Source organism: Ornithinimicrobium pekingense DSM 21552 (genome assembly GCF_000421185.1).
GTDB lineage: Bacteria > Actinomycetota > Actinomycetes > Actinomycetales > Dermatophilaceae > Ornithinicoccus > Ornithinicoccus pekingensis.
In genome coordinates, this window is record NZ_ATWJ01000007.1 from 410,603 (window position 1) to 436,944 (window position 26,342).

Below are 26,342 nucleotides of genomic sequence, written 5' to 3' on the forward strand. Positions count from 1 at the left end.
CGCCGCGCGGGGAGCCAGGCACCCACGTCAGATTGACATTCGTCTATGTGGAAGCCACGATGGCCGCATCGATCTTCGTCCAGAGATTGGATCACGATGAGCAGGGCCACTCCCACGGCGCGCAACGAGGTCGCGAACCCGCCCGCCGCCCACCTGTCCACCACCGACAAGTACCTGCCCGTGTGGATCGGCGCGGCGATGCTGGTGGGGCTGCTGCTGGGCCGGCTGGTCCCGGGGCTGGACTCCTGGCTGGGGGCGGTGGAGGTCGACGGCGTCTCACTGCCGATCGCCCTGGGCCTGCTGGTCATGATGTACCCGGTGCTGGCCAAGGTCCGCTACGACCGGCTCGACTCCGTGGTCGCCGACCGCCGGATGCTGCTCAGCTCCCTGGTGCTCAACTGGGTCGTCGGTCCGGCGCTGATGTTCGCCCTGGCCTGGATCTTCCTGGCCGACCTGCCGGAGTACCGCACCGGGCTGATCATCGTCGGGCTGGCCCGGTGCATCGCGATGGTGATCATCTGGAACGACCTGGCCTGCGGCGACCGTGAGGCGGCCGCCGTGCTGGTGGCGCTCAACTCGGTCTTCCAGGTGATCGCCTTCGCCGGTCTGGGCTGGTTCTACCTGTCCGTGCTGCCCGGCTGGCTGGGCCTGGACCAGGCCGCGCTCGATGTCTCCGCCTGGCAGATCGCGAAGTCGGTGCTGATCTTCCTCGGGATCCCGCTGCTGGCAGGCTTCCTGTCGCGGGTGTGGGGGGAGAGGGTCAAGGGTCGCACCTGGTACGAGGAGCGCTTCATCCCTGTGGTCAGCCCGTGGGCGCTGCGCGGGCTGCTCTTCACGATCGTCCTGCTCTTCGCCCTGCAGGGGGACCGGATCACCTCCCAGCCGCTGGACGTGGCCCGCATGGCGGTGCCGCTGCTGCTCTACTTCGGCCTCATGTGGGGCGTCGGCTTCGCCCTCGGCAAGGCCCTGGGTATGTCGTACGCGCGCACCACCACCCTCGCGTTCACCGCGGCCGGCAACAACTTCGAGCTGGCCATCGCCGTCGCCATCGCCACCTTCGGGGTCACCTCCGGCCAGGCCCTCGCCGGGGTCGTCGGACCGCTCATCGAGGTGCCCGTCCTGGTCGGCCTGGTCTACGTCTCCCTGGCCCTGCGCGACCGCTTCTTCTCCTCGGAGGTCCCCGCCGATGTCCGCTCCCACCCCTGAGGCAGCCACGGGCGCCGGCGCGCACACCGACGCCGTGTCCCAGATCGTCGAGGACCTGGGCTACGCCTTCGAGAGCACGTTCACCGGTCAGGAGGTGCGCCGCGCGGTCGAGGTCGCCTGGTCCGAGCTCGCCGCGGTCTCGCGCATCCCGACCTACCTGCCGGTGCTGACCGCTCGCCTGGCCCGCCAGCGGCTCACCGCCGCCGCGCAGGCCGATGGCCGGATGGTCAAGACCGTGCCCGAGCTGCTGTTCGTGTGCGTCCACAACGCCGGCCGCTCCCAGATGGCCGCCGCCCTCGCCGCGCACCTGGCGCCGGGCAGGGTGCACGTACGCTCCGCCGGCTCGGCACCCATCGGCCAGATCAACCCCGTCGTGGTGCAGGTGCTCGCCGAGCGCGGGATCGACCTGCGTGAGGCGTTTCCCAAGCCCCTGGCCGACGACGTGGTCCACGCCGCCGACGTCATCGTCACCATGGGTTGCGGCGACGCCTGCCCCGTCCTGCCCGGGAAACGGTACGAGGACTGGGACGTGCCCGACCCGGCCGGACGGCCGGTCGAGGTCGTCCGTGACATCCGCGACCAGCTCCAGGCCCGCGTCACCGCCCTGCTGCGCGAGCTCGACCTGTGACACCTCCTGCCCACGTCCCGTCCGGAGAGGCCGCCCCCGTGCCCGAGGTCCCCACGGTGCTGTTCGTCTGCGTCAAGAACGGCGGCAAGTCGCAGATGGCCGCCGCCCTCATGCGGCAGCGCCACCCAGGTGGGGTCCGGGTGCTGTCCGCGGGCACCAGGCCCGGAGCGGCGCTGAACGCCGAGTCGGTCGCGGCGCTGGAGGAGGTCGGCGCGAGCACCGCGGGCGAGCACCCCAAGCCGGTCGACCCCGCACTGGCCCAGGAGGCCGACCTCGTCGTCCTCCTGGGTGAGGAGGTCGAGCTCGAGACCGGCCCCACACCGGTCCAGCGGTGGGTCACCGACGAGCCGTCCCGCCGCGGGGTCGAGGGAGCCGACCGTATGCGGCTGGTGCGCGACGACATCGCCGCCCGGGTCGCCGCCCTGGGCGAGCAGCTGGGGCTGCGGCCGCAGGCATGACCGACCGCTCTGGGCGGCACGTCCGTGCACTGGTCGTCGGCGGCGGTCAGGCCGGGCTGGCGACCGCGTTCTACCTGCGCCGCCGGGGCGTCGAGCACGTCGTGCTCGACGACCAGGCCCGCCCCGGCGGGGCGTGGCTGCACACCTGGGACTCCCTGCGCCTCTTCTCACCGGCCGCCTACTCCTCCCTGCCCGGATGGCCCATGCCTCCGACGGCCAGTGACGACTACCCGGATGCTGCGCACGTGGTCGACTACCTCACGCGCTACGAGCAGCGCTACGACATACCGGTCCGACGAGGGGAGCGGGTCACCGCGGTCGAGCACGCCCAGCACGGCTTCACGGTGACGACCTCCCGTGGCACCTGGCAGGCCGAGGCCGTCCTGAACGCCACCGGCACCTGGTCCCGACCCTTCGTCCCCACCTGGCCCGGCGCCGAGGCGTTCGGCGGCGACCAGGTGCACTCCGCCCGCTACCGGTCGCCAGAGCGCTACGCCGGGCAGCGCGTGGTCGTCGTCGGCGGGGGCAACTCCGGAGCCCAGCTCGCGGCCGACCTGGCCCCCCACGCGCACGTGACCTGGTGCACCCTGCGCCCGCCGCGCTTCCTGCCCGACGACGTCGACGGCCGCGAGCTCTTCCGGGTGGCCACCCTGCGGGCCCGTGGCCAGGGCGAGGGCGTCGGCGGGCTCGGCGACATCGTCGCGGTGCCGCCGGTCCGTGCTGCCCGCGACGCCGGGCAGCTGCGGCGCACGCCGATGTTCGAGCGGTTCACCACCGGCGGCGTCGCCTGGGCCGACGGCACCACCCGGGAGGTCGACACGGTCATCTGGTGCACCGGTTTCCGGCCCGCGCTGGGTCACCTGTCCACGCTGCGGCTGCGCCGCACGAACGGGGTCCCGGCCACCGACGGGCCGGTGGCAGAGGTCGACCCCCGCCTCGCCTTCGTGGGCTACGGCGACTGGTGCGGCCTGGCCTCGGCCACCCTGATCGGCGTCGGCCAGTGGGCTCGCCAGGCCGTCCACCGCGCCTTCCCCGAGGACCACGACACCACCCACCGACCGAGAGGCTGAACCCATGTCCAACGCGCCCACCGTCCTGTTCGTCTGCGTCCACAACGCCGGCCGCTCACAGATGGCCGCCGCCTACCTGCAGCACCTGTCCGGCGGTGCCGTGGAGGTCCTCTCCGCCGGCTCCGCCCCCGCTGACCAGGTCAACCCCGCCGCGGTCGCCGCCATGGCCGAGGACGGCATCGACCTGTCCGCCGGGCAGCCCAAGCTGCTCACCGACGCCGCCGTCCGCTCCTCCGACGTCGTCATCACCATGGGCTGCGGCGACACCTGCCCGATCTACCCGGGCAAGCGCTACGAGGACTGGGAGCTGGAGGACCCGGCGGGCCAGGGCCTCGAGGGCGTGCGCCCGATCCGCGACGAGATCCGCCGACGGGTGGGCGAGCTCCTCGACTCGCTCGGCGTCGATCGTGCATGAAACGGTCGGCTCACCCTGCGGGCGCCCCGTCGGCCGAGAGGCACGAGGTAGCGGGCCGGCCTCGACCGGATCCTGGGCCTGGCGCTCGCCTGGATCTCAACCGGAGGTCCGGGGCGGCGCGTCCGGGGCCTGCGGGTCGTCCTCATCCCCGGGCGCGGCGTCGGGTCGAGGACCGGGGGCGGCCGGCCGCGACAGTCCGGGCAGCAGCGTCTGGCCCTCACGCAGGGCCTCCATGGCGCCCGGGTGCTGACCGATGAGCGCGCGGCCCTTGTTGCGGTAGCGCCACAGCTGGAAGGCCCCCAGCGCCCAGAACGGGAACTGCACGGCCATGGCCACCCGGAAGTCGGCGGAGGTGTAGGTCGACGGGCCACCCGGTGCGCGGTAGTCCAGGATCAGCCCGATCAGGCCGATCGTCATCAACGAGGCGACGAACCCGCCGATGTTGATCATCCCGTTGGCGCGCCCGTAGCGCTCCGAGGGGTGGAAGGTGCGCGCCAGGTCGAAGCTGACCATCGACCCGGGCCCCCCGACCGCCGTGACCATCACCATGACGACCAGCAGCCAGAGCGGCGCCGGGCCCGGCCACAGCAGCACCACCGCCCAGACGGTGGCGATCGCGGCCACCAGCACCAGGACCAGGGTGGAGCGGTGGTAGGGCATGCGGCTCGTCAGCGAGCCGACCACCGGGCCCGCCGCCATCGCGGTGACGACCATGACGATGAGCAGCCCGCTCGCGCTCGTCGACGTCAGGCCCTCGGCGATGAGGAACGGGTAGCCCCACAGCATGGTGAACACCGTCGGGCCGAACTGGGACGAGAAGTGGACCCACAGGCCCAGGCGGGTGCCGGGGTTGCCCCATACCTCGGCCATGCTCCTGGCCAGGGCCCGGACCTTGATGCGCTCGACGACCTCCCCGGTGTAGGGGGAGTCCCGCACCAGCAGCAGGAGGGCGACGCCGAGGACGACACCGACCCCGGCGGCCACGCCGTAGGACCACCCCCACCCGAACCGTGACAGGGCGGCCGCCAGGGGAGTGGCGGCCGCGACGGCCCCGAGCTGTCCGACCATGCTGGTCAGCTGGGTCACCATCGGTGCCTGCTTGACGTGGAACCACAGCGCGATCAGGCGCAGCAGGCTGGTGAAGACCATCGCGTCGCCGATGCCCAGCAGGACACGTGCCGCGACGCCCGCCTCGAAGGTGCCGGCCAGGGCGAACCAGAACTGACCGGCGGTCATCAGCGACAGCCCGACGAACATGAGTCGCTTCGAGCCGTAGCGGTCGATCAGGACGCCGACCGGGATCTGCATCGCGGCGTAGACGGCCAGCTGCAGCACCGTGAACGTGGACAGCTGGCCCGCGGTGATGTCGAAACGTTCTGCGGCGATGATGCCCGCGACGGACAGCGATGTGCGGTGGAAGACCGCGAGGGTGTAGATCGACAGGCCGACCAGCCAGATCACCCAGGCGCGTCGTCTCCCGATGTTGTGCACCTGACGCCGCAGCTCAGCGCCCATCAACCCCGCCCATCTGTGTCCTTCCTCTGGCGCGTGACCGGTCGGCCGCCGTACGACCATGCGCGGTCCGTACGGCGGTCACCGTACCGAACGACGGCCCCGGTACCGGCGGGACGGCGGGGCGGTTGCGCCGAGGGCCGGGATCAGGCCGTGCCGGACGGGTCGTCCTGGGCCGACTGCGCGGCGACCTTCGCGCGGACCTCGTCCATGTCGAGGTCCTTGATCTGGGAGATGACGGACTCCAGGTCACGCGCAGGAAGGGCGCCGGCCTGACGGAAGACGAGCATCCCGTCCTTGAAGGCCATGAGCGTGGGGATGGAGGTGATCTGGGCGCCCGCTGCCAGCGCCTGCTGGGACTCGGTGTCCACCTTGGCGAAGACCACGTCCTCGTGCTGCTCGGCGGCCTTGTCGTAGACGGGCGCGAACATCTTGCACGGACCGCACCAGTCGGCCCACCAGTCGACCAGCACGATGTCGTTGCCGGTGACGGTCTCCTCGAAGTTCTCCACGGTCAGCTCACGTGTGCTCATGGTCCTCTCAACGTCTCGCCCCCGGGATTCCTTCCGCCGACGGGGTGGCGTGGGTCATGCAGGACAATGAGGCGCATGAGTCCCGTGCCCTCCGTCTCCAACTCCATCACCGTGCGCCTCGAGCTGCCCGCCCGGGTCACCGCGGTGAGCGAGATCACCACCGCGGTCGCCGACGTGGGTGGCATGGTGACCGCCGTCGACATCAGCGAGTCGGGAACGGAGCGGCTCCAGGCCGACCTCACCATCGCCACGCACGGCACGGACCACGCGGCCGAGGTGGTCGAGGCCATCAGCACGGTGGACGGGACGGAGATCGGGCGGGTCAGCGACCGCACCTTCCTGGCCCACCTCGGCGGCAAGCTGGAGGTCACCTCACGCCTGCCCATCCGCAACCGGGACGACCTGTCCCTGGTGTACACGCCCGGCGTCGCCAAGATCTGTCAGGCCATCGCCGAGAACCCGGCCGACGCCCGGAGCCTGACCATCAAGCGCAACACGGTGGCGGTCGTCACGGACGGCACCGCGGTGCTCGGGCTGGGCAACATCGGACCGCTCGCCGCCCTGCCGGTCATGGAGGGCAAGGCGGCCCTCTTCAAGCGGTTCGCCGACATCGACGCCTTCCCGATCTGCCTGGATGCGCACGACGCCGACGAGATCGTGCGCATCGTCAAGGCGCTGGCGCCAGGCTTCGCCGGGATCAACCTGGAGGACATCTCCGCGCCGCGCTGCTTCTACATCGAGGCCCGCCTGCGCAAGGAGCTGGACATACCGGTCTTCCACGACGACCAGCACGGCACCGCGATCGTCGCCCTCGCCGCGCTGAAGAACGCCTTGCGGGTCGTCGGCAAGGAGCTGGCCGAGGTCAAGATCGTCATGTCGGGCGCCGGGGCCGCAGGTTCGGCCATCATCCGGCTGCTGCTGCGGGCCGGCGCCCGGGACGTGGTCGTCGCCGACGTCGACGGGGTGGTCCACGCGCGCCGGCCGGACGTGGTGCGGGGGGACAACGGCAACCTGGCCTGGATCGCCAGCCAGACGAACCTGGCCCTCGAGACCGGCACGCTCAAGGACGCGCTGGTCGGTGCCGACGTCTTCATCGGCGTGTCGGCCGGCAACATCCTCACCGGTGACGACATCGCCACCATGAACGAGGACGCGGTCGTCTTCGCGATGGCCAACCCGGTGCCGGAGGTCGACCCGGTCGAGGCCGGACGGCACGCGACCGTGGTGGCGACCGGCCGGAGCGACTTCGCCAACCAGATCAACAACGTCCTCGTCTTCCCCGGGGTCTTCCGCGGGCTGCTCGACGCCCGCAGCCCCCACATCGACGACGACATGCTGCTGGCGGCCGCCTCCGCGCTGGCGGACGTCGTCCACGCCGACGAGCTCAACCCCACGTACATCATCCCGAGCGTCTTCAACCCCGAGGCCACCACCGCGGTCGCCCGGGCGGTGGAGTCCGCGGCGCGGGCGCGCGCCGCGGAGGCCGCGTCCTGAGCCGGCCGGCCCCGGGTCCGGCCCCCTCGCCCGTCGGACCCGGACCAGGACCCGGTCTGGACCCGGTGCGGATGATCGGCTGGCTCGTGCTCGTCGTGACGCTCGTCGTGCAGGCCGTCGGCCTCTACTCGCCGACCGTCCCGGGGCCGCAGGACGGGCCGCCGGGACTGGACAAGGTGGGCCACCTGGTGGCGTTCGCGGTGCCGGCGGCCGTGGCCGCTCTGCTGGGTGCCCGCTGGGTCGTGGTGGCCCTGGTGGTGCACGCGGTGGTGAGCGAACCTCTCCAGTCGCAGCTCGCCCCGTTGCGCCAGCCGGACGTGCTCGACGCGCTCGCGGACCTCGCGGGGATCGCGGTCGGGGTGGCGGTTGCCCGTGCGCTCAGGCGCCGGTCGGTCATCATGGGGGGATGACGTCGGCGGAGGAGGTCGCATGGACGACGACCTGACCGGCCGGTTGCTGGTGGCGACGCCGCTGACGGGTGACACCTTCGCCCGGACGGTGATCCTGGTGCTGCATCACGGGGACGACGGCGCGCACGGGCTCGTCCTCAACAAACCCCTGGAGGCGTCGGTGGACGTGGTCCTGCCGGAGTGGCAGCCCTTCGTGACCGCGCCGGGGGTGCTCTTCCAGGGCGGTCCCGTCGGGATGGACACCGCGATGGGTCTGGTGAGCGTGCCGGGGCACGAGAGCGGCGACTCGCCGCTGGGGACCCAGCTGCTCTTCGGCGGCATCGGTCTGGTCGACCTCGACGCCCCTGCGCCGCTGGTCGTGCCCGAGCTCGGGGCCTTTCGCATCTTCGTCGGCTATGCCGGGTGGACCGTGGGTCAGCTGGAGGGCGAGATCGCGCAGGGAGCCTGGTACGTGGTGGCCCGCGAGCCGCGCGACCCCTTCCACGAGAACGCCGAGGACCTGTGGCGCGAGGTGCTGCTGCGTCAGCGCAACAGCCTGTCGCTGGTGACGACCGCGACCGACCACCCCGAGCTCAACTGACCTCTGCCCCGGCCGGGGAGCCCGCGCCTACACTGGAGGGCATGTCGACCGTCCGCATGTCCGACCAGCCGCTCGACGCGCCGGAGGCGCCCAGCGCCCCGCAGACCCAGACCGCGTTGCTGGAGCGCACGGACACGCGGGCCGAGCCGGACCTGTCCGAGCCCGGCGACCACGAACGGTTCTCGCACTACGTGCGCAAGGAGAAGATCCTCGAGAGCGCCATGTCCGGGAACCCGGTGATCGCCCTGTGCGGGAAGGTCTGGGTGCCCGGGCGGGACCCGCAGAAGTTCCCGGTGTGCCCGATGTGCAAGGAGATCTACGAGGGCCTGCGGGAGCCGCAGGACGGGGGCGACGGCGGCGGTTCCGCCGGCGGTGGTGGCGGCGGGTCCGACTGACGCGGTGCCGTAGGTACGGCCGCCACGCCATACCACGGCTGGTCGGGCGCTGCGGCGCGTCGCGCACCCGGGTGAGTCGCCCTCGGCAGCGACCTAGACTGGGCCGGCCATGTCGACGTCTGCTGCCTCGCACCTTCCTCCCGCCTACCCCGGACGCGCAGCGTGGGGCACCGCCGGCAAGCTGCGTGCCTGGCAGGCCGCAGCACTCGACCGCTACCTGACCGAGCGGCCCCGGGACTTCCTGGCGGTGGCCACACCCGGTGCGGGCAAGACCACCTTCGCCCTGCGGGTCGCCACCGAGCTGCTCGACCGGGGCGAGGTCCAACGGGTCACGGTCGTCGCCCCCACCGAGCACCTGAAGGTGCAGTGGGCGGAGGCCGCCGCCAAGGTCGGCATCCGGATCGACCCCAGGTTCGCCAACGCGCAGGGCCGCCACGGCCGTGACTTCGACGGCATCGCCGTCACCTACGCCGGGGTCGCGAGCAAGCCGCTCCTGCACCGGGCGCGCACCGAGGCCGCCCGCACCCTGGTGATCCTCGACGAGGTTCACCACGGTGGTGACGCGCTCTCCTGGGGGGAGGCGATCCGGGACGCCTTCGAGCCCGCGACACGGCGGCTGTCGCTCACCGGGACACCCTTCCGCTCCGACACCGCGGCCATCCCGTTCGTGCGCTACGAGATGGACCACGAGGGGGTCCTGCGCTCCTCCGCCGACTACACCTACGGCTACGCCGACGCCCTCCGGGACGGCGTCGTGCGGCCCGTGCTCTTCCTGTCCTACGGCGGGACGATGCGCTGGCGGACGAAGGTCGGGGACGAGCTGGAGGTCCGGCTCGGGGAGCCCCTCACCAAGGACGTGACCAAGCAGGCCTGGCGCACGGCGCTCGACCCCGCCGGTGACTGGGCGCCGGCCGTCCTGCGAGCGGCGGACAAGCGGTTGACCGAGGTCCGCCGCCACGTCGACGACGCCGGTGGCCTGGTCATCGCGACCGACCAGGCCTCGGCCCGCGCCTATGCCCGGCAGCTGCACGACATCACCGGCGAGAAGCCCACGGTGGTGCTCTCGGACGACGCCGGCGCCTCAGGTCGCATCGAGGAGTTCGCAGCAGGCACCTCCCGCTGGATGGTCGCGGTCCGCATGGTCTCCGAGGGGGTCGACGTGCCCCGGCTCTGCGTGGGCGTCTACGCGACCTCGACCTCGACCCCGCTCTTCTTCGCCCAGGCCGTCGGTCGCTTCGTGCGCGCCCGGCGCCGCGGCGAGACCGCGTCGGTGTTCCTGCCCAACGTCGCCCACCTCCTCGCGCACGCCGGTTCCATGGAGCAGGAGCGCGACCACGCGCTCAACAAGAAGGCCACCGTCGACGACGAGTCGGTGTGGTCCGAGGAGGAGGGCCTCCTCGCCGCGGCCAACGCCACCGAGAGCGCCTCGGGCGAGCTGGACGGCGCCTTCGAGGCGCTGCACTCGGCGGCAGAGTTCGACCACGTCCTCTTCGACGCGGAGCAGTTCGGGCTGGGCGGGATGCCCGGCTCGGAGGACGAGGAGGACTTCCTCGGTCTCCCGGGGCTCCTGGAGCCCGACCAGGTGGCCCACGTCCTGCGCGAGCGGCAGAAGAAGCAGGTCGGCCGCGGTGGCGGTCGTGAGCGCGCCGAGGCGGTGTCCGCTCACCGGGCCCTCGCCGAGCACCGCAAGGAGCTGAACAAGCTCGTGTCGGCCTACGCCCAGAAGAAGGGACAGCCGCACGCGGTCGTGCACGCCGAGCTGCGCCGCGTCTGCGGGGGGCCCGAGCTCGCCACCGCCAGCGCCGAGCAGGTCCAGGCTCGCATCGAGAGGATCCGCAACTGGTTCGTCGGTCGACGCTGAGCACCCGCCCCCGGGCGCCCCGACGGATCCTCTGCCGGCCCACCCCCTGCCGCCGGGTGAGATGCTGCGGGGCATGACCGCGCCGCAGCACCCGCGCCCGGAGACCGCGCAGACGCTCGACCGGGGGCTGCAGGTGCTGCTGGAGCTCGGCCGACCCGGGGGAGCGGGCGGGCTCACCGTCAGCGAGCTGGCCGTGCGCCTCGAGGTGAGCCGCGCCGTCGTCTACCGGCTGGTCACCACGCTCGAGCACCGCGCCTTCGTCAGCCGCTCCGAGGACGGTCGTTACCGCCTGGGTCTGGGGGTCGCCCGGTTGCAGTATGCCGTCCGCCCGGTCCTGGTCGACGTCGCCCGCCCGGTGCTGCAGGAGCTCGCCGACCGGACGGGCGCGACGGCGCACCTCACGGTCGCCGAGGGGGACCAGGCGGTCGCGCTGCTGGTCACCGAGCCGAGCTGGACCGACCTTCACGTCGCCTACCGCGTCGGGAGCCGGCACCCCCTCGAACGTGGGGCGGCGGGCCGGGCGATCCTCGAGGGTCGGCACGGCCACCCCGACCGGGCCACGACGACGACGGGTGAGCTGCAGCTGGGCGCCCACGGCGTGGCCGCGGCCGTGCCCGCCGTCCCGGGTCTCGAGGCGTCGGTCGGGGTGGTCACCATGGGACCGCCACCGCCCGTGGAGGAGCTGGTGCTGGCGGCCGCGAGAAGCCTGGGGAGTCGTCTGACCGGGGGCCCGGCCGACTCGGTAGGGTGACGCACCACCAGCCCGCGCAGCCCCCGCCGGGCGATTCTGCGACGGAGGCCCGTGTGTCCCAGCAGGCAGCCGGCTCGTTGAGCCGCTACGCCGACCTCGTCCGCCTGCTCCTGCGCTACGGCAGGTCCGACCTGGTGACGGGCAGCGGGCTCGGCGACGTCGAGCTCGGCACCCCCGCCGGTGCGGAGGGCGACCCCGCCACCGCCGAGTCGTTCGCCGCCGACCTCGAACGGATGGGCCCGACGTGGGTCAAGCTGGGGCAGCTGCTCTCCACCCGGCACGACCTGCTGCCCCCGGCCTACACGGAGGCGCTCGCGCGGCTCCAGGACCACGTGGAGCCCTTCGACGGGGACCTGGCGGTGGCCATCGTCGAGGAGGAGCTGGGCGCCCGCCTGCGCCACCTGTTCGAGGAGTTCGAGTGCACCCCCGTCGCGGCGGCCTCCCTCGGGCAGGTGCACCGCGCGCGGACGCGCAGCGGCAAGGAGGTCGTCGTCAAGGTGCAGCGGCCCGGGGTGCGCGAGACGGTCGCCGGGGACATGGAGGTCCTGGCACGCCTGGCGGCCACGGCCGACCGGCACACCGAGCTGGGGCGCCGCTTCGGCGCGGCCGACCTCCTCGAGCAGTTCCGTCGCTCGCTGACCGGTGAGCTGGACTACGTGCAGGAAGCGCGCAACCTGCAGCTCTTCGGCGAGCTCACCGCAGGCGACGAGCATCTCTTCGTGCCCCAGCCCCTGCCGGACTACACCACCGGACGGGTGCTGACCATGGAGCGGGTCTCCGGCCGCAAGGTGACGGACATCGGCGAGCTGGGGATGCTCTCCGTGGACGGGGAGGCGATCAGCGAGGAGCTCTTCCGCGCCTACCTGCGGATGATCCTGGACGAGGGCGTGCTGCACGCCGACCCGCACCCGGGCAACATGATGCTCACGGACGACGGCCGGCTGGCCCTGATCGACCTGGGGATGGTGGCCACCGTGCCCCGCCGGGTGCAGAACCACGTCGTCAAGCTGCTGCTGGCCATCTCGGACGGCGACGGCGAGGAGGCGGCCCGCGTGCTCGCGGAGATGGGCCATCCTTTGGAGGACCACGACGCGGCCCGCTTCCGGGACGACGTGAGCCACCTGGTCTCCGCGGCCGTGGCGGCCGGTGGCGACCTGGACGCCGGCAGCATCATGGTCGAGCTCTCCCGCCTCTCGGGCGCGCACGGGCTGCGGCCGCCGCCGGAGATGGCGATGATCGGCAAGGCGCTGCTCAACCTGGACCAGGCGACGATGCACCTGCATCCCGGGTTCTCCCCGTCGGAGGCCGTGCGGCGCAACGTGGACCAGATCCTGCGCGGTGGCCTGCGCACGGAGCCGGGCTCGGTCATGGCGGCAGCGATGGAGGCCAAGGAGTTCGCGGCACAGCTGCCACGGCGCGCCAACCGGTTGCTGGACGCCCTCGGCGACGGCGAGCTGACGCTGCGGGTCAACGCCTTCGACGAGGAGCGGCTGCTGCGTGTCGCCCAGCACCTGGCGACGCGTCTCGTGGTCGGCCTCGTGCTCTCGGCGATCATCATCGGCGCCGCCCTGACGATGCGGGTGGAGAGCAGCGTCACCCTCTTCGGCTACCCGGCCGTCTCGATGGTCTTCTTCCTGCTCGCCGCCGTCGGGGGCCTCGTCCTCGTCGGATCGGTCGTCGTCACCGACCGTCGCGACGCCCGTCGCCGGACCGAGCGCCCCGGTGGCGGCCTGCGCTGACCCGGCTCAGCCCACCAGCGGGCGGGTGCGGAACGGGATGGGCGTCGAGAGGCAGATGACGGTGGCCGACCTGGCGACCAGCGGGTGGCCGTCGATGAGGTCGATCACGCGCTGCAGGTCGCCGTTGTCCCGGGCGACGACGCGCAGCATCACGTCCCCGGACCCGGTGATCGTGTGCGCCTCGAGCACCTCGGGGATGTCGCGCAGGTGCTCCATCACCTGTCCGTCGCGCGTGCCCTGTCGGATCTCGAGCGTGGAGAACGCCATCACCGGGAAACCGAGCCCGGCGGGGTCGACCTGGGGGGCAAAGCTGCGGATGACTCCCCGGGCCACCAGCTTGTCCAGCCGGCTCTGCACCGTGCCGCGCGCGACGCCGAGAGCGCGGGAGGCACCCAGGACCCCGACGTGCGGGTCCTCGTCGAGCAGGTGCAGGAGCTTGGCGTCCAGATCGTCGATCGTGACAGTCATGCACACAGTGTGCAACGGAGCAGGCAAGACATAGGTCAATGTGTGCAGTCTGACCATCGCGTCCCGGTCTGCTTGCGGGCTGTGTCCGCAGCAGGGACCCTCGGTCCATGACCGACACCGATGTCCGTTTGACCGACCAGGAGCGCGAGGCCGAGCTGGAGCTCGACCAGCTCAAGCAGCTCGTGGGCCTCGTGCCCTACGACGAGACCACCGACGTTTTCCCCGTCACCGGCTGGGACGCCATCCACTTCGTGGTGGGCAACGCCACCCAGACGGCACACTTCTACCAGTCCGCCTTCGGTATGGAGCTCATCGGCTACTCCGGCCCCGAGACGGGCAACCGCGACCACAAGGCGTTCGTGCTCAAGTCCGGGTCGATCCGGTTCGTCATCAAGGGTGGTGTCGACCCGCAGAGCTCCCTGCACGACCACGTCCGCCGGCACGGCGACGGCGTCGTCGACATCTCGCTGGAGGTCCCGGACGTGGACCGTTGCATCACCCACGCGCGCTCGATCGGGGCGACCGTCCTGCAGGAGCCGCAGGACCTCACCGACGACCACGGCACGGTGCGGGTGGCGGCGATCGCCACCTACGGCGAGACCCGGCACACCCTGGTCCAGCGTTCCGGTGACGGGTGGTCCTACGACGGCCCCTACCTGCCTGGCTTCGAGGCGCGCACGTCCTCCTACGTCAAGCGCGACGGTGAGCCCAAGCGCCTGTTCCAGGCGCTGGACCACATCGTGGGCAACGTCGAGCTGGGCCGGATGGACGAGTGGGTCGCGTTCTACAACAAGGTGATGGGTTTTGTGAACATGGCCGAGTTCATCGGTGACGACATCGCCACCGACTACTCCGCCCTGATGTCCAAGGTGGTCGCCAACGGCAACCACCGGGTCAAGTTCCCGCTGAACGAGCCCGCCGTCGCCAAGAAGAAGTCGCAGATCGACGAGTACCTCGAGTTCTACCAGGGTCCGGGCGCCCAGCACCTGGCCCTGGCGACCAACGACATCCTGTCCACGGTCGACCACATGCGTGCCAACGGGATCGAGTTCCTCGACACCCCGGACTCCTACTACCAGGACCCCGAGCTGCGCGCGCGGATCGGCCAGGTGCGCGTGCCGATCGAGGAGCTGCAGAAGCGCGGCATCCTGGTCGACCGGGACGAGGACGGCTACCTGTTGCAGATCTTCACCCGGCCGGTGCAGGACCGTCCCACCGTCTTCTTCGAGCTCATCGAGCGGCACGGCTCGCTCGGCTTCGGCAAGGGCAACTTCAAGGCCCTCTTCGAGGCCATCGAGCGTGAGCAGGAGCGTCGCGGCAACCTCTGAGCACCGAGCGGCCCCGTGCTGAGGGCGGCGTGCCCGGGCCCGGCCCGGGCGCGCCGCCCGTTCGTGGGCACGAGGTGCTCCGCCCGGTCGGCGCGTCGCCGGCGGAGGGGCGTCGTGGCGCCGGGCCCCTGACGTGGGAAGGTGGTGCCATGAGTCAGCAAGCAGGGTGGTACGACGATCCGCAGGCACCCGACAACCTCCGTTACTGGGACGGGGTGCAGTGGACCAACCACACCAGCCCCAAGCAGAAGCCGAACCTCGAGCAGGCGGGCCGGGCGATCCGGGCCGAGGAGGGCTGGGGGGCGGCGGCCCCGGGGCAGCAGACGGGCCAGCACGGGCAGCAGGGGTACGGGCAGCAGGGTCGCGGCTGGCAGGGGCAGGGCCAGGAGCCGGCCAACCCCTACGCCGGCGGCACCCAGGCGCCCTACCAGGGTCAGTGGCAGCCGATGCCGGGAGCCGGGCAGCAGCTGCAGGCCACCCGGGCCACCACGCCCGACGGTCAGCCCTTGGCGGGCTGGTGGCACCGCGTCGGCGCGCGGCTCGTCGACGGGCTGCTGCTGGCCGTGATCGGCTCGTTCGTCGCCAACCTGGTCGTCCCCGGGGTCTGGGGCGACTACATGGACTGGGTGCTGAACGCGACGGAGCCGGGGGCGGCGGCCGGCGCGGGCTCGCTGGAGCCTCCGGCCGACCTCGTCGGACGGCTCTCCACCTGGTCCGCCGTGGTCGGCGCTGTGGGCCTGGTCTACGAGATCGTGCTGGTGAGGCTCCTGGGCGGGACCCTCGGCAAGCTGGCCACGGGGCTGCGCGTCAGGCTGCGTGAGGAGCCGGGCAACGTCGGCTGGGGCACCTCGATCCTGCGGGCGCTCGTCTACCAGCTGTGCGGGCTCTTCGCCCCCGCCTACGTCCTCAACGTGCTGTGGCCGCTCTGGGACGACAAGCGGCAGGCGCTGCACGACAAGGCTGCCCGGACCAACGTCGTCCGCAAGCGCTGACGGACCGCGGCAGCACCACGCCCGGCGGTCAGGCCGCCGGGCGCACCGTGCCGCGGACCTCGGCCAGGCCGACCGTCGTCCCGTCGGGCCCGGGGGCCGAGGCGGTGATCGTGACGGTGTCCCCGTCCTGGAGGAACGTGCGCGTCGTGCCGTCGGGCAGGCGCAGCGGCCGAGCCCCGGACCAGGTGAGCTCGAGCAGGCTTCCACGGGTCTGGCTCTCCGGTCCTGACACGGTGCCGGAGGCGAAGATGTCGCCGCTGCGCACGCTCGCGCCGTTGACCGTGAGGTGGGCGAGCATCTGCGTGGGCGACCAGTACATGGTCCGGTAGGGCGGTCGGGACACCACGGCGTCGCCGAGGTGCACCTCCATGGTGATGTCCAGCCCGAAGAGCGCCCGGCCGGACCCACGCAGGTAGGGCAGCGGCTCGGGGTCCTGGACGGGCAGCGGCACCCGGGCGCGCTCCAGCGCCGCCATCGGGGTGATCCACGCCGCGATCGACGTGGCGAACGACTTGCCGAGGAAGGGACCGAGCGGGACGTACTCCCACGCCTGGAGGTCACGTGCGGACCAGTCGTTGAGCAGCGCGACGCCGAAGAGGTGGTCCTCCGCGGTGTCGACGTCCACCCGCGACCCGACGTGCGTGCTGCCCCCGACGACGAACGCGAGCTCGGCCTCGATGTCCAGGCGGGTGCTCGGGCCGAACACGGGGGCCGGGTCGTCCTTGCCCTTGCGCTGGCCGGTCGGTCGGACGATGTCGGTGCCGCTGACGACCACGGTGGAGGACCGGCCGTGGTAGCCGATGGGCAGGTGCTTCCAGTTGGGCGTGAGCGCCTCGCCGTCCGGGCGGAAGATTCGCCCGACGTTGGAGGCGTGGTGCTCGCTGGCGTAGAAGTCGACGTAGTCGCGGACCTCGAGGGGCAGGTGCGTGGTCATCGTCCCGAGCGGGTGCAGGTGCCGCCGCAGCTCTGCCTGCCCCTCCTCGTCCGCGATCATGGTCTGCAGCCAGGCGCGCACGGCGCCCCAGGTCGTCGGGCCCGCCTCGAGGAAGGCGTTGAGGGTCGGGCGTGACAGCACCGCAGCCCACTCGGTGCCGGCCGCGGCCCCCCGCAGGTCGATCACGTGGTCGCCGAGGCGGACGGCCAGGCGCACGTCGCCACCCTCCTGCGGGCTGACCGCGCCGTAGGGCAGGTGGTGCGGGCCGAAGGGGTGGTCGGCGGGCAGGTCGAAGGGTGCGGTCACGACGGGCTCCTCGGTGTCGGGGTGGCCGATGGTGCGGGCCTGGGTCAGGGGGTCAGCAGCGTGAGGTCGACGAGCTCGCCCACGGGGTCCATGACACCGCAGCATCCGAAGGAGAGGAAGCGGGCACGGAGCTGGTCGACGTCGCGCTCCGACAGGCCCCGGACGAGCGAGGTCAGGGCCGCGGTCTCACGCAGCTCCAGCGTCGCGATCAGGTCGCGCAGGGTGGCGCCCTGCTCGAGGTGGTGCGCGGCGACCACCACGTTGAGCACGCCGTGCTGCTCCTCGGGGGACGGGTCGGCGGTGAGCTCGGTGTGCGCCACGGCGTGGTGCAGGCCGCCCGTGAGCTTGAACGGCAGGTCCCGGTCGCGCGCACCGTGCATGAACTCGGCCAGCTCGCGGGGTGTCGGGACCGGAGCCGTCGGCGTGGACTGGGTGCGCAGCTTGGCGACCACCCGTTCCGTGCCCCGCGAGGCGCCCGCCGCCAGGTCGTCGAGCGCGTCGTGCTGGTGGCCCAGGTCCCGGGTGACCTCCACCGCCACGCGGGCGCCCAGCCCGAGAGCCTCCCGCCACGCGCCGGCGGTGTCGTGGGGCAGCTCGACGGACACGACGCGCAGGTGCGGGCTGGCTCGCAGGGCTGCGACGGCGGCCCGCAGGTCGCGGAGCGAGGTGCCGGCTCTCGCCACGACACCGACGGCGACGGGCGCCGGCCGCAGCCCCGCCGCGGTCTCGTGGTCGGTCACGGGCGGGTGGGCGGCGGCCGCCTCGACCAGGACGTCCGCGCCGGCCGCACCGATGAGCAACGGCCCGAGCACGTCGCCGTACCGTCCCGAGCGCATCGCCAGGTGCTCGGCCCACGCCACCGGGACCGGGGCGTTCCCCGGCGGGAAGACCGCAGCGTCGTCCACGAGCCGGTCGAAGAGCGACCGCGGCGCTGGCAGCGTTGACATGCGTGGCACGGTACTGCATCGTGACGGGCAGAAGGACGCAGGTGTCCGCATACCGGACGCCGCGTCGTGCCGTCGCCGTCCCCCCGCCACGATCGGAGCGCCCATGGCCCACTACCGATGCCTCGGCCACGTGCCGCCGAAGCGCCACACCCAGCACCGCGACGAGCGGGGAGACCTCTACTCCGAGGAGCTGATGGGTGAGGAGGGCTTCTCCTCCGACTCCTCCCTGCTCTACCACCGCAACATCCCCTCGGCCATCGTGGACGCCCGGGTCTGGGACCTCGGGGACATGACGACAGTGGCCAACCACCCCCTGCTCCCGCGCCACCTGCGGCTGCACGACCTGTTCGTGCAGTCCCACGGCGAGGACGGCACCCCCGTGCTGGAGAAGGGCGTCGACGTCGTCACCGGGCGCCGGCTGGTGCTGGGCAACGGCGACGTGCGCCTGCTCTACGTCGTTGCCGACGCCCCGAGCCCGTTCTACCGCAACGGGATCGGCGACGAGTGCGTCTACGTCGAGCGCGGCGGAGCCCGGGTGGAGACGGTCTTCGGCGCCTTCGAGGTGGGGCAGGGCGACTACATCGTGATCCCGAGGGCGACCACCCACCGGTGGATCCCGAAGGTCGAGGGCGACGAGGGTTACGTCGAGCCGCTGCGGGCCTACTGCATCGAGGCCAACAGCCACGTCGGCCCGCCGAAGCGCTACCTGTCGCGCTTCGGCCAGCTGCTGGAGCACGCCCCCTACTGCGAACGCGACCTGCGCGGACCGTCCGGCCCGCTGCTGGCCGAGGACGTCGGTGCCGACCGCGGCGAGCACACCGAGGTCTACATCAAGCACCGCGGCAGCGGTGAGCACAGCACCGGCGGGATGGTCGGCACCGTCTACACCTACCCGTACCACCCCCTCGACGTGGTCGGCTGGGACGGCTGCCTCTACCCCTACGTCCTCAACATCTGCGACTTCGAGCCGATCACCGGGCGGGTGCACCAGCCGCCGCCGGTCCACCAGGTCTTCGAGGGCTCCAACTTCGTGGTCTGCAACTTCGTGCCGCGCAAGGTCGACTACCACCCGCTGGCGATCCCGGTGCCCTACTACCACTCCAACGTCGACTCCGACGAGATCATGTTCTACGTCGACGGCGACTACGAGGCGCGCAAGGGCTCGGGCATCGGGAAGGGCTCGATCTCGGTGCACCCCGGCGGCCACGCCCACGGTCCGCAGCCCGGCGCGACGGAGAAGTCGATCGGGGTGGAGTACTTCGACGAGACCGCGGTCATGGTCGACACCTTCCGGCCGCTCGAGCTCGGGGAAGCGGGCCGCGCGGTGGACGACGGGGTGTATGCCGCGTCCTGGGGCCGGGGGCTGGCTGCAACCTCCTCGGAGGGCCGGCCCGGGGAGGACGAGGTCTTCTCGACCAGCTGAGGGCGCCGGTCAGCTCCGGAGGATGACGCCGGCGGCCTGCAGCTCCTCCAGGGCCGCCTGCGTCGTCTCCGGGGCCACGCCCGCGACCAGGTCGAGCAGGACGGTGGTGCCGAAGCCCTCGCGCACGGCGTCGAGCGCGGTGGCGCGCACGCAGTGGTCCGTGGCGATCCCGACGACGTCGACCTCGCGCACCTCCCGCTCGCGCAGCCACGCGGCCAGCCCCGTGCGCCGCCCGTGCTCCTCGGTCGTGCCCTCGAACCCGCTGTAGGCGGCCTCGCGCTCGCCCTTGCGGAAGACGGCCCGGACGTGGTCCAGCGCCGGACGCAGCTCCTCGCTGAACTCGGCACCGGGAGTGCCGGCGGCGCAGTGCACGGGCCAGGAGGTGCGGTAGTCCGGCTCGTCGGACCAGTGCTCGCCGGGGTCGACGTGCCAGTCCGCCGTGGCGACGACGGTGGAGTACTCCTGACCGTGTTCGCGCAGGTGCTCGCCGATGCCGGTCGCGACGGCCCTGCCGCCGTCCACCGCGAGCGAGCCACCCTCGCAGAAGTCGTTCTGCACGTCCACGATGATCAGCGCCCTGCTCATGTCCCGAGCCTAGGCCCTCGGCCGTGCCGGGCGCCCCCCGCGTGCTCTTCAGCTCCAGTCGTCGAGGTAGGTGGTGGGGATCGCCGGGTCGCCGTGGGAGAGACGCAGCGCCCGCTGGGGAAGCTCTGCGCGGGCCGCGGCGTGGTGCTCGCGGGCGGTGCGGACGTCGGTCGGTGCCACGACCTCACCGCGGCTGACGAGGGGGACGAGGAGGTCGCGGTCGTCGCCGTCGTCGGAGGGTCGCTCGTCGATGCCGATGATCTCGGCCTGGGCCAGCCCGTCCGCCCCTCGGCGGCGGAGGGCGAACTTCCGGCCGCCCACGGAGGCCTTGTCCGTGCTCGCCTTGGCCACCCCCTCCATGACGCCGGCGTCGCTCTCGCGGCTCACGAGCTTGTAGACCATGCCGGCCGCCGGGTGCCCGGAGCCGGTCACCACGCTGGTGCCCACGCCGTAGCTGTCCACGGGCGCCGACTGCAGCGCGGCGATGGCGTGCTCGTCCAGGTCGGAGGTGACCACGATCCTGGTGCCGGTCGCGCCCAGCGCGTCCAGCTGGGCCCGGACCCCGTGCGCCTGGCCGAGGAGGTCCCCGGAGTCCAGCCGCACCGCCCCCAGAGCAGGACCGGCCAGCTCCACGGCCAGCCGGACCGCTGCGGTCACGTCGTAGGTGTCCACCAGCAGCGTGGTCCCCGCCCCCAGGCTGGCGAGCTGGTTGGCGAAGGCGTCGCGCTCGTCGTCGTGCAGGAGGGTGTAGGAGTGTGCCGCGGTGCCCGCCGTGGGGATGCCGTGCCGGCGCCCGGCCTCGAGGTTGGAGGTCGAGGCGAACCCGGCCACGTAGGCGGCCCGCGCCGCGGCGACCGCAGACTCCTCGTGCGTGCGCCGCGACCCCATCTCGATGCAGGGCCGCTCACCGGCCGCCGCCGTCATGCGGGAGGCCGCGGACGCGACCGCCGAGTCGTGGTTGAGGATGGAGAGCACGAGGGTCTCGAGCACCACGCCCTCGGCGAAGGTGGACTCGACCACGAGCAGGGGCGACCCCGGGAAGTAGACCTCGCCCTCGGCATACCCCCAGATGTCGCCCGTGAAGCGGTAGTCGGCGAGCCAGTCCAGCGTCCGGCCGTCGACCACGTCGCGCTCGCGCAGCCAGGCCAGCTCGGCGTCGCCGAAGCGGAAGTCGGGCAGGGCCTGCAGGATCCGGCCGGTGCCGGCGACGACGCCGTAGCGCCGGCCGTCGGGCAGGCGTCGGGCGAAGGCCTCGAAGACGCAGGGGCGGTCGGCGTGCCCGCTCTCCAGGGCGGCCTCGATCATCGTCAGCTCGTAGTGGTCCGTCAGCAGGGCGGTGCTCGGGTTCACGGTCCTCACCCTAGTTCGGCCCCCCTACAGTGGGAGGCGTGCCGACCGACACCCCGCAGCCGCCCGCACCGCCACCCGGCCCGCAGACGACGCCCGAGGAGGAGGGGCGCGTCGCGGTCCTCGACCGGCCGGAGGCCGACACCCCGTGGGTGACGCTGGTGTGGAACGACCCGGTCAACCTCATGTCCTACGTGACCTGGGTCCTCCAGACCCACTTCGGCTACCCCCGGGCCAGGGCGGAGGCGCTGATGATGGACGTGCACACGAAGGGCCGCGCGGTCGTCTCCACCGGCACCCGGGAGAAGTGCGAGGCGGATACCGAGGCCATGCACGGCTACGGCCTGTGGGCCACCTTCCAGAAGGACGACTGAGGATGGCGACCGCGTTCCGCAGGAAGGGTGGTCGGCTCGTGGCCTCCTTCGAGGCCGACGAGATCACCGTGGTGACGCACGTGCTCGAGCTGACCCGCGCCTTCGTGGCCCCCGAGAGGCCGGAGACCGGCGACCCGTTCCTGGACCTCGTGGCAGGCCTCGGGGACGAGATAGACCCCGAGGAGCCCAGCGACCCTGCACTGGCCCGGCTGCTGCCACCCGCGTCGCGGGACGACGCCGAGCAGGCCGCCGAGTTCCGGCGGCTCACCGAGCACGGCCTGCGGCAGCGGAAGGCGGCGACGATCAGCACGGCGATCGCCGCGCTGGAGGCGGCGGTCCCGCCGCGGGTCGAGATCGACCTCGACCAGGCCCGTGCCCTCGCGGTGGCGCTGACCGACGCCCGCCTCATCCTGGGCGAGCGGCTGGGACTGCGGACCGACGAGGACTCCGACCGCCTCCATCGCCGGCTCGAGGCAGCCCTGGCCGGCCAGGAGGAGCTGGAGCCGGCGACGGTGCAGAAGATGGCCTACTACGACTTCCTCTCCTGGCTGCAGGAGTCCGTGACGTCGGCGATGCTCGACGGCTGAGCCCCCGCCACCGGGGGGTTGACGGTCCGGGAGAGGCGCGGGCCGGCGGGTCGCCGGCCAGTAGGCTGACCCGCATCATGACGACTCACCCTGCCCCCGCGTCTGCGACCGAGAACTCCGAGGCGACCGGCGCCGACGTGCGCGTCCGCTTCTGCCCGAGCCCGACCGGCACCCCGCACGTCGGGATGGCCAGGACGGCGCTGTTCAACTGGGCCTTCGCCCGCCACCACGGCGGCACCTTCGTCTTCCGCATCGAGGACACCGACGCCGCGCGCGACAGCGCCGAGTCGGCGGAGCAGCTGCTCGACGCCCTGCGGTGGCTCGGGCTGGACTACGACGAGGGCCCCGGGGTCGGCGGACCTCACGGGCCCTACCGTCAGAGCCAGCGGCGCGAGATCTACGCCGACGTGGCCACCCGGTTGGTCGAGGCGGGCCTGGTCTACGAGTCGTTCTCCACGCCCGAGGAGGTCGAGGCCCGGCACCGGGCGGCCGGCCGTGACCCCAAGCTGGGCTACGACAACCACGACCGCGACCTCACCGAGGAGGAGCGCGCCGCCTACCGTGCGGAGGGCCGGGAGCCGGTCCTGCGTCTGCGGATGCCCGACGAGGACATCACCTTCGTCGACCTGGTCCGCGGCGAGGTGACCTTCCGGGCCGGCTCGGTGCCCGACTTCGTCGTCGTCCGCGGCAACGGCCAGCCGCTCTACACGCTCGTCAACCCGGTCGACGACGCGCTGATGCGCATCACCCACGTCATCCGCGGGGAGGACCTGCTGTCCTCGACCCCGCGACAGATCGCCCTCTACCGTGCCCTCGTGGAGATCGGTGTCGCCGAGCGCGTGCCGGTGTTCGCCCACCTGCCGCTGGTGCTGGGCGAGGGCAGCAAGAAGCTGTCCAAGCGCGACCCGCAGTCCGACCTCTTCCTGCACCGCGAGCGCGGCTTCGTGCGCGAGGGCATGATCAACTACCTGGCGCTCCTCGGCTGGGCCATCGGCCCGGACCGTGACATCTTCACGCCGGAGGAGCTCGTCTCCGCCTTCGACGTCCGGGCGGTCAACCCCAACCCGGCGCGGTGGGACCAGAAGAAGGCCGAGGCCATCAACGCCGACCACCTCCGGCTGCTCCCGCTGCCGGAGTTCACCTCCCGGCTGCTGCCGGTGCTGCGCGAGGCCGGGGTGCTGGGGCCGCAGAGCGGCATGGGCGAGCTGGCGCGTCTGGAGCAGGTCGCCGAGCTCATCCAGACCCGGATCCAGGTCCTCGCCGAGGCGGTCCCCCTGGTCGCCCCGTTCTACGTCCGGGGGGCCGAGCTGGAGATCGCCGACGAGGCCCGGGCCCAGCTCAAGGACGACGCCGGGGCGGTGCTCGACGCGGCGCTGGACGCCCTCGAGTCCATCTCGGGGGCCTTCCCCCAGCCGCTGGGCGGGGGAGTGGAGTGGACGGCCGCCCGGATCGAGCAGGCGCTGCGCGAGGCGCTGGTCGAGGGTATGGGGCTCAAGCCCCGCTTCGCCTTCGGCCCGCTGCGGACCGCCGTCTCCGGCCAGCGCATCAGCCCGCCCCTGTTCGAGTCCATGGAGATCCTGGGCAAGCACGAGACCCTGGAGCGGCTGCGCCGGCTGCGCGCCGAGGTCTGAGCGGCCCATGACCCACGTCGTGCCGCCGCCCGCCGGGCTGCGTGGGGTCCTGCTCGACGTCGACGACACGCTGCTGGGCACCCGCGAGGCGATGCACCTGGCGGCCACCCGTGCCGCGCGGCAGCTGTGGCCGGACGCCGACCCGGACCGGCTCGAGCGGGCCGGACACCGGTTCCGCGACGACCCGGGCGGACACTTCCGCGCCTTCACCCGCGGCGAGCACGACTTCGCGACGATGCGCGCCCTGCGCGTCCGGGACCTGGGCCGGTGGTTGGGCCGGGCAGCCTCCCCGGAGGACCTCGCGCGGTGGGACGAGCTCTACGAGGATGCCTTCACGACGGCGCTTCGGGCCTTCGACGACGTCGTGAACACGCTGCAGGAGTGTCACCGGCGGGGCCTGCGGGTGGCCCTGCTGACGAACTCCTCCGGCGACTACACCCGTGCCAAGCTGACGCGGGCGGGCCTGGCTGACGTCGTGGAGCGGCTCACGGCCGGCACGGTGACGAAGGACACCCTGGGCATCGGCAAACCCGCGCCGGAGGTCTTCCACCACGGGTGCGGCCTCCTCGGGCTGGACCCGGGCCAGGTGGTCTACGTGGGTGACGAGCTCGACGTCGACACCTGTGCGGCGCTCGGTGCGGGCCTGGGCGCGGCGTGGCTGCGCCGTCCGGGCTACGAGCGGGACCCCGACGAGGTGTCGCACGCGGCCACCCACGGCCTCGTCGCGGCCGAGACGCTGCGCGAGGTGCTGGACGCACTCGGCTGACCGGGGCGGATTTGGGTCCGGACCGGGGGCACGGTAAGGTTTCTCCTCGGTTCGCCGCCGAAGGGAAACCTGGAGCGGGGATACCCCTTGGGGTATGGTGTAATTGGCAGCACGACTGATTCTGGTTCAGTTAGTCTAGGTTCGAGTCCTGGTACCCCAGCGCGAAGACGCCGCTCGCAGGAGCGACCGGCCGATTTCGTGGAGAGCATGCCGATCCGGTAAGGTCTCTCCTCGGCGCGACACGCGCCGGACGCACGGCCCCGTTGTGTAGTGGCCTAGCACGCCGCCCTCTCAAGGCGGTAGCGCGGGTTCGAATCCCGTCGGGGCTACGCCGTGACAAGGCCCCCACCACGACCGTGGTGGGGGCCTTGTGCTGTCCCGGGGACGGGCGGGTGCCGGGCCGGTGCGGGTGCGGCGCATCGCCATCGCCGCCTCCTCGGCCGTAGCGTGAGGAGCACAGCAGCCGCCGCACCGACCTTCAGGAGCCAAGGTGAACAAGAACGACCTGATCGACGCGCTCGCCCCCCGCATGGGTGGCCGGGCCGCGGCCGCCCTCGCCGTCGAGGCCCTCGTCGACGTCGTGCTCCGACAGGTCGCGGGCGGGGGCAGCGTCTCCATCACCGGTTTCGGCACCTTCGAGCCGGTGGACCGCGCTCCGCGCACCGGCCGCAACCCGCACACCGGGGAGGCGGTCCCGATCCCCGCGACCACGACTCCTCGGTTCCGCCCAGGCAGCTACTTCCGGACGGTCGTCGCGGACCCGACCCTGCTGCCCTCGGAGGGACTGGCCGGGGCCCGGGTGGGCACCGCGGACGAGGAGGCGTCCGGGTCGGGCTCCCGGGCCGACGCGTCGGGTCGCGGGGCAGCGGACGGTGCGCCCGCGCCCGGTGCCCCCGCCACGATCCGGCGACCGTCGGGCAGGGTGGGCGGCAGGCCGGCCGGGGCGAGGACGTCGGGCAGGCAGGCGGAGGAGCGGGCACGCGCACGCCGCCGGACGGGCACACCCGCGACCGTCCGCGCCGAGCAGCCGGGCCCGGCTGCCGCGACCCCGGCCGCCGAGCCCGCCCGGGAGCCTGGGTCGGCGGGGCGCCTGTCCATCGGTGGCGAGCAGATCACCCGAGAGATGATCACCGCCAAGAAGGCACAGCTCGCCCGCGCCAAGCACGACGAGGACACGCCGCGCCACGGTGCTGGCGCAGAGGGCGCGAGCGCCGGACGCTCCAAGAAGGGCAAGGGCAAGAAGGGCAAGGGCAAGGGCAAGAACGGCAAGGGCGAGAAGAAGGGCGCGAAGGCGACGGGGGAGAAGGGCACGAAGGCCGGAGGCACGAAGGGGCGGGGCAAGAAGGGCCGCACCTCCTGAGCGGCCGGTCAGCGGATGCGCTCGCCCGGCCCCACGCCCACGATCCACAGACGCGTCAGGTGCGCGTCGGCAGACTCGGGGTCCTGCGGCTCGACCTCGACCGAGACCCGCTGGCCCGTCCGCAGGTGCCGCAGCCCGCTGGCCTCGAAGACGGCGGGGTCGAACGGCAGCATCCGTCCGGTGTCGAGCAGCACCGTGCCGCTGCCGGACTCCAGGTCGAAGGTGTGGACGCTCGCCTGCAT

General features: G+C 72.6%; 28 protein-coding genes and 2 tRNA genes. 22 read left to right on the forward strand and 8 right to left on the reverse strand.

The features are described from left to right. Positions 1-96: 96 nt before the first annotated feature. Genes arsB through K330_RS0103980 form a run of 5 tightly spaced genes read left to right on the forward strand, consistent with a single transcriptional unit; the run spans position 97 to position 3,777 of the window. Positions 97-1,206 (forward strand): ACR3 family arsenite efflux transporter, encoded by a 1,110-nt coding sequence (gene arsB, locus K330_RS0103960; RefSeq protein WP_022920562.1) that lies wholly within the window; start codon positions 97-99, stop codon positions 1,204-1,206. After that, complete coding sequence (locus tag K330_RS0103965; protein WP_022920563.1) at positions 1,187-1,834, forward strand: arsenate reductase ArsC; 648 nt, start codon at positions 1,187-1,189, stop codon at positions 1,832-1,834. The genes arsB and K330_RS0103965 overlap by 20 nt, the downstream gene beginning before the upstream one ends. Continuing rightward, on the forward strand, positions 1,831-2,292 hold the full coding sequence (locus K330_RS0103970) for an arsenate-mycothiol transferase ArsC (protein ID WP_229665754.1): 462 nt from the start codon (positions 1,831-1,833) through the stop codon (positions 2,290-2,292). The genes K330_RS0103965 and K330_RS0103970 overlap by 4 nt, the downstream gene beginning before the upstream one ends. After that, entirely contained in the window at positions 2,289-3,362 is a 1,074-nt protein-coding gene (locus tag K330_RS19035; RefSeq protein ID WP_022920565.1) for an ArsO family NAD(P)H-dependent flavin-containing monooxygenase, read from the forward strand. The genes K330_RS0103970 and K330_RS19035 overlap by 4 nt, the downstream gene beginning before the upstream one ends. 4 nt (positions 3,363-3,366) lie before the next feature. Next, positions 3,367-3,777, forward strand: coding sequence for an arsenate reductase ArsC (locus K330_RS0103980; protein ID WP_022920566.1), 411 nt, complete (start codon positions 3,367-3,369; stop codon positions 3,775-3,777). Positions 3,778-3,873: 96 nt separating this feature from the next. Here the strand turns inward: K330_RS0103980 and K330_RS19040 are convergent, their stop codons facing one another. Next, positions 3,874-5,292, reverse strand: coding sequence for an MFS transporter (locus K330_RS19040; protein ID WP_022920567.1), 1,419 nt, complete (start codon positions 5,290-5,292; stop codon positions 3,874-3,876). Positions 5,293-5,435: 143 nt separating this feature from the next. Then, positions 5,436-5,822: a thioredoxin gene (gene trxA, locus K330_RS0103990; RefSeq protein WP_022920568.1), complete on the reverse strand. Its 387-nt coding sequence runs from the start codon at positions 5,820-5,822 to the stop codon at positions 5,436-5,438. A 75-nt stretch (positions 5,823-5,897) separates the two neighbouring features. On the opposite strand from trxA, the gene K330_RS0103995 reads away from it, so the two are divergent. From K330_RS0103995 to K330_RS19055, 7 genes are all read left to right on the forward strand, one after another. Continuing rightward, positions 5,898-7,316, forward strand: a complete 1,419-nt coding sequence (locus K330_RS0103995) for an NAD-dependent malic enzyme (protein WP_029202293.1) — start codon at positions 5,898-5,900, stop codon at positions 7,314-7,316. A gap of 71 nt (positions 7,317-7,387) precedes the next feature. Continuing rightward, the gene (locus K330_RS0104000) at positions 7,388-7,726 is read left to right on the forward strand and encodes a hypothetical protein (RefSeq protein WP_022920570.1); all 339 of its coding nucleotides are present in this window, start codon (positions 7,388-7,390) and stop codon (positions 7,724-7,726) included. Positions 7,727-7,745: 19 nt separating this feature from the next. After that, positions 7,746-8,306 (forward strand): YqgE/AlgH family protein, encoded by a 561-nt coding sequence (locus tag K330_RS0104005; RefSeq protein ID WP_022920571.1) that lies wholly within the window; start codon positions 7,746-7,748, stop codon positions 8,304-8,306. 56 nt (positions 8,307-8,362) lie between these two features. Next, positions 8,363-8,701 (forward strand): DUF3039 domain-containing protein, encoded by a 339-nt coding sequence (locus K330_RS19045; protein WP_040657728.1) that lies wholly within the window; start codon positions 8,363-8,365, stop codon positions 8,699-8,701. Between the two features lie 109 nt (positions 8,702-8,810). Beyond that, entirely contained in the window at positions 8,811-10,562 is a 1,752-nt protein-coding gene (locus K330_RS0104015; protein WP_022920573.1) for a DEAD/DEAH box helicase, read from the forward strand. A gap of 73 nt (positions 10,563-10,635) precedes the next feature. Continuing rightward, positions 10,636-11,313: an IclR family transcriptional regulator gene (locus K330_RS19050; protein WP_051145473.1), complete on the forward strand. Its 678-nt coding sequence runs from the start codon at positions 10,636-10,638 to the stop codon at positions 11,311-11,313. Positions 11,314-11,366: 53 nt separating this feature from the next. Next, positions 11,367-13,052 (forward strand): ABC1 kinase family protein, encoded by a 1,686-nt coding sequence (locus tag K330_RS19055; RefSeq protein WP_022920575.1) that lies wholly within the window; start codon positions 11,367-11,369, stop codon positions 13,050-13,052. 6 nt (positions 13,053-13,058) lie between these two features. Here K330_RS19055 and K330_RS0104030 read toward each other — a convergent pair whose 3' ends face one another. After that, complete coding sequence (locus tag K330_RS0104030; RefSeq protein ID WP_022920576.1) at positions 13,059-13,520, reverse strand: Lrp/AsnC family transcriptional regulator; 462 nt, start codon at positions 13,518-13,520, stop codon at positions 13,059-13,061. A gap of 107 nt (positions 13,521-13,627) precedes the next feature. Between K330_RS0104030 and hppD the strand changes: the two genes are divergently transcribed. Beyond that, positions 13,628-14,848: a 4-hydroxyphenylpyruvate dioxygenase gene (gene hppD, locus K330_RS0104035; RefSeq protein ID WP_022920577.1), complete on the forward strand. Its 1,221-nt coding sequence runs from the start codon at positions 13,628-13,630 to the stop codon at positions 14,846-14,848. A gap of 149 nt (positions 14,849-14,997) precedes the next feature. Next, positions 14,998-15,840, forward strand: a complete 843-nt coding sequence (locus K330_RS0104040) for an RDD family protein (RefSeq protein ID WP_040657635.1) — start codon at positions 14,998-15,000, stop codon at positions 15,838-15,840. A 28-nt stretch (positions 15,841-15,868) separates the two neighbouring features. Here the strand turns inward: K330_RS0104040 and fahA are convergent, their stop codons facing one another. Then, complete coding sequence (gene fahA, locus K330_RS0104045; RefSeq protein WP_022920579.1) at positions 15,869-17,080, reverse strand: fumarylacetoacetase; 1,212 nt, start codon at positions 17,078-17,080, stop codon at positions 15,869-15,871. A 44-nt stretch (positions 17,081-17,124) separates the two neighbouring features. Further along, positions 17,125-18,027 carry a hypothetical protein gene (locus tag K330_RS0104050; protein WP_022920580.1) on the reverse strand — a complete coding sequence of 301 codons (903 nt, stop codon included), beginning with the start codon at positions 18,025-18,027 and terminating at the stop codon, positions 17,125-17,127. A 103-nt stretch (positions 18,028-18,130) separates the two neighbouring features. On the opposite strand from K330_RS0104050, the gene K330_RS0104055 reads away from it, so the two are divergent. Continuing rightward, positions 18,131-19,450, forward strand: a complete 1,320-nt coding sequence (locus tag K330_RS0104055) for a homogentisate 1,2-dioxygenase (protein ID WP_022920581.1) — start codon at positions 18,131-18,133, stop codon at positions 19,448-19,450. Positions 19,451-19,459: 9 nt separating this feature from the next. Here K330_RS0104055 and K330_RS0104060 read toward each other — a convergent pair whose 3' ends face one another. Then, complete coding sequence (locus K330_RS0104060) at positions 19,460-20,035, reverse strand: nicotinamidase (RefSeq protein WP_022920582.1); 576 nt, start codon at positions 20,033-20,035, stop codon at positions 19,460-19,462. A 48-nt stretch (positions 20,036-20,083) separates the two neighbouring features. After that, positions 20,084-21,385: a nicotinate phosphoribosyltransferase gene (locus tag K330_RS0104065; RefSeq protein ID WP_022920583.1), complete on the reverse strand. Its 1,302-nt coding sequence runs from the start codon at positions 21,383-21,385 to the stop codon at positions 20,084-20,086. 38 nt (positions 21,386-21,423) lie between these two features. Here K330_RS0104065 and clpS point away from each other — a divergent pair, with 38 nt between their 5' ends. From clpS to K330_RS23170, 7 genes are all read left to right on the forward strand, one after another. Beyond that, complete coding sequence (gene clpS, locus K330_RS0104070; protein WP_022920584.1) at positions 21,424-21,756, forward strand: ATP-dependent Clp protease adapter ClpS; 333 nt, start codon at positions 21,424-21,426, stop codon at positions 21,754-21,756. Positions 21,757-21,758: 2 nt separating this feature from the next. Continuing rightward, positions 21,759-22,343: a DUF2017 family protein gene (locus K330_RS0104075; RefSeq protein WP_022920585.1), complete on the forward strand. Its 585-nt coding sequence runs from the start codon at positions 21,759-21,761 to the stop codon at positions 22,341-22,343. Between the two features lie 77 nt (positions 22,344-22,420). Beyond that, complete coding sequence (gene gltX / locus K330_RS0104080; protein ID WP_022920586.1) at positions 22,421-23,974, forward strand: glutamate--tRNA ligase; 1,554 nt, start codon at positions 22,421-22,423, stop codon at positions 23,972-23,974. Between the two features lie 7 nt (positions 23,975-23,981). Next, on the forward strand, positions 23,982-24,740 hold the full coding sequence (locus K330_RS19060) for an HAD family hydrolase (protein ID WP_022920587.1): 759 nt from the start codon (positions 23,982-23,984) through the stop codon (positions 24,738-24,740). Between the two features lie 88 nt (positions 24,741-24,828). After that, positions 24,829-24,900: transfer RNA gene (locus K330_RS0104090), tRNA-Gln, on the forward strand. A 96-nt stretch (positions 24,901-24,996) separates the two neighbouring features. Beyond that, positions 24,997-25,069, forward strand: a tRNA-Glu gene (locus K330_RS0104095). 161 nt (positions 25,070-25,230) lie between these two features. Continuing rightward, positions 25,231-26,100 (forward strand): HU family DNA-binding protein, encoded by an 870-nt coding sequence (locus tag K330_RS23170; protein ID WP_022920588.1) that lies wholly within the window; start codon positions 25,231-25,233, stop codon positions 26,098-26,100. Between the two features lie 8 nt (positions 26,101-26,108). Here K330_RS23170 and K330_RS0104105 read toward each other — a convergent pair whose 3' ends face one another. After that, positions 26,109-26,342 (reverse strand): hypothetical protein, encoded by a 234-nt coding sequence (locus K330_RS0104105; RefSeq protein WP_029202295.1) that lies wholly within the window; start codon positions 26,340-26,342, stop codon positions 26,109-26,111.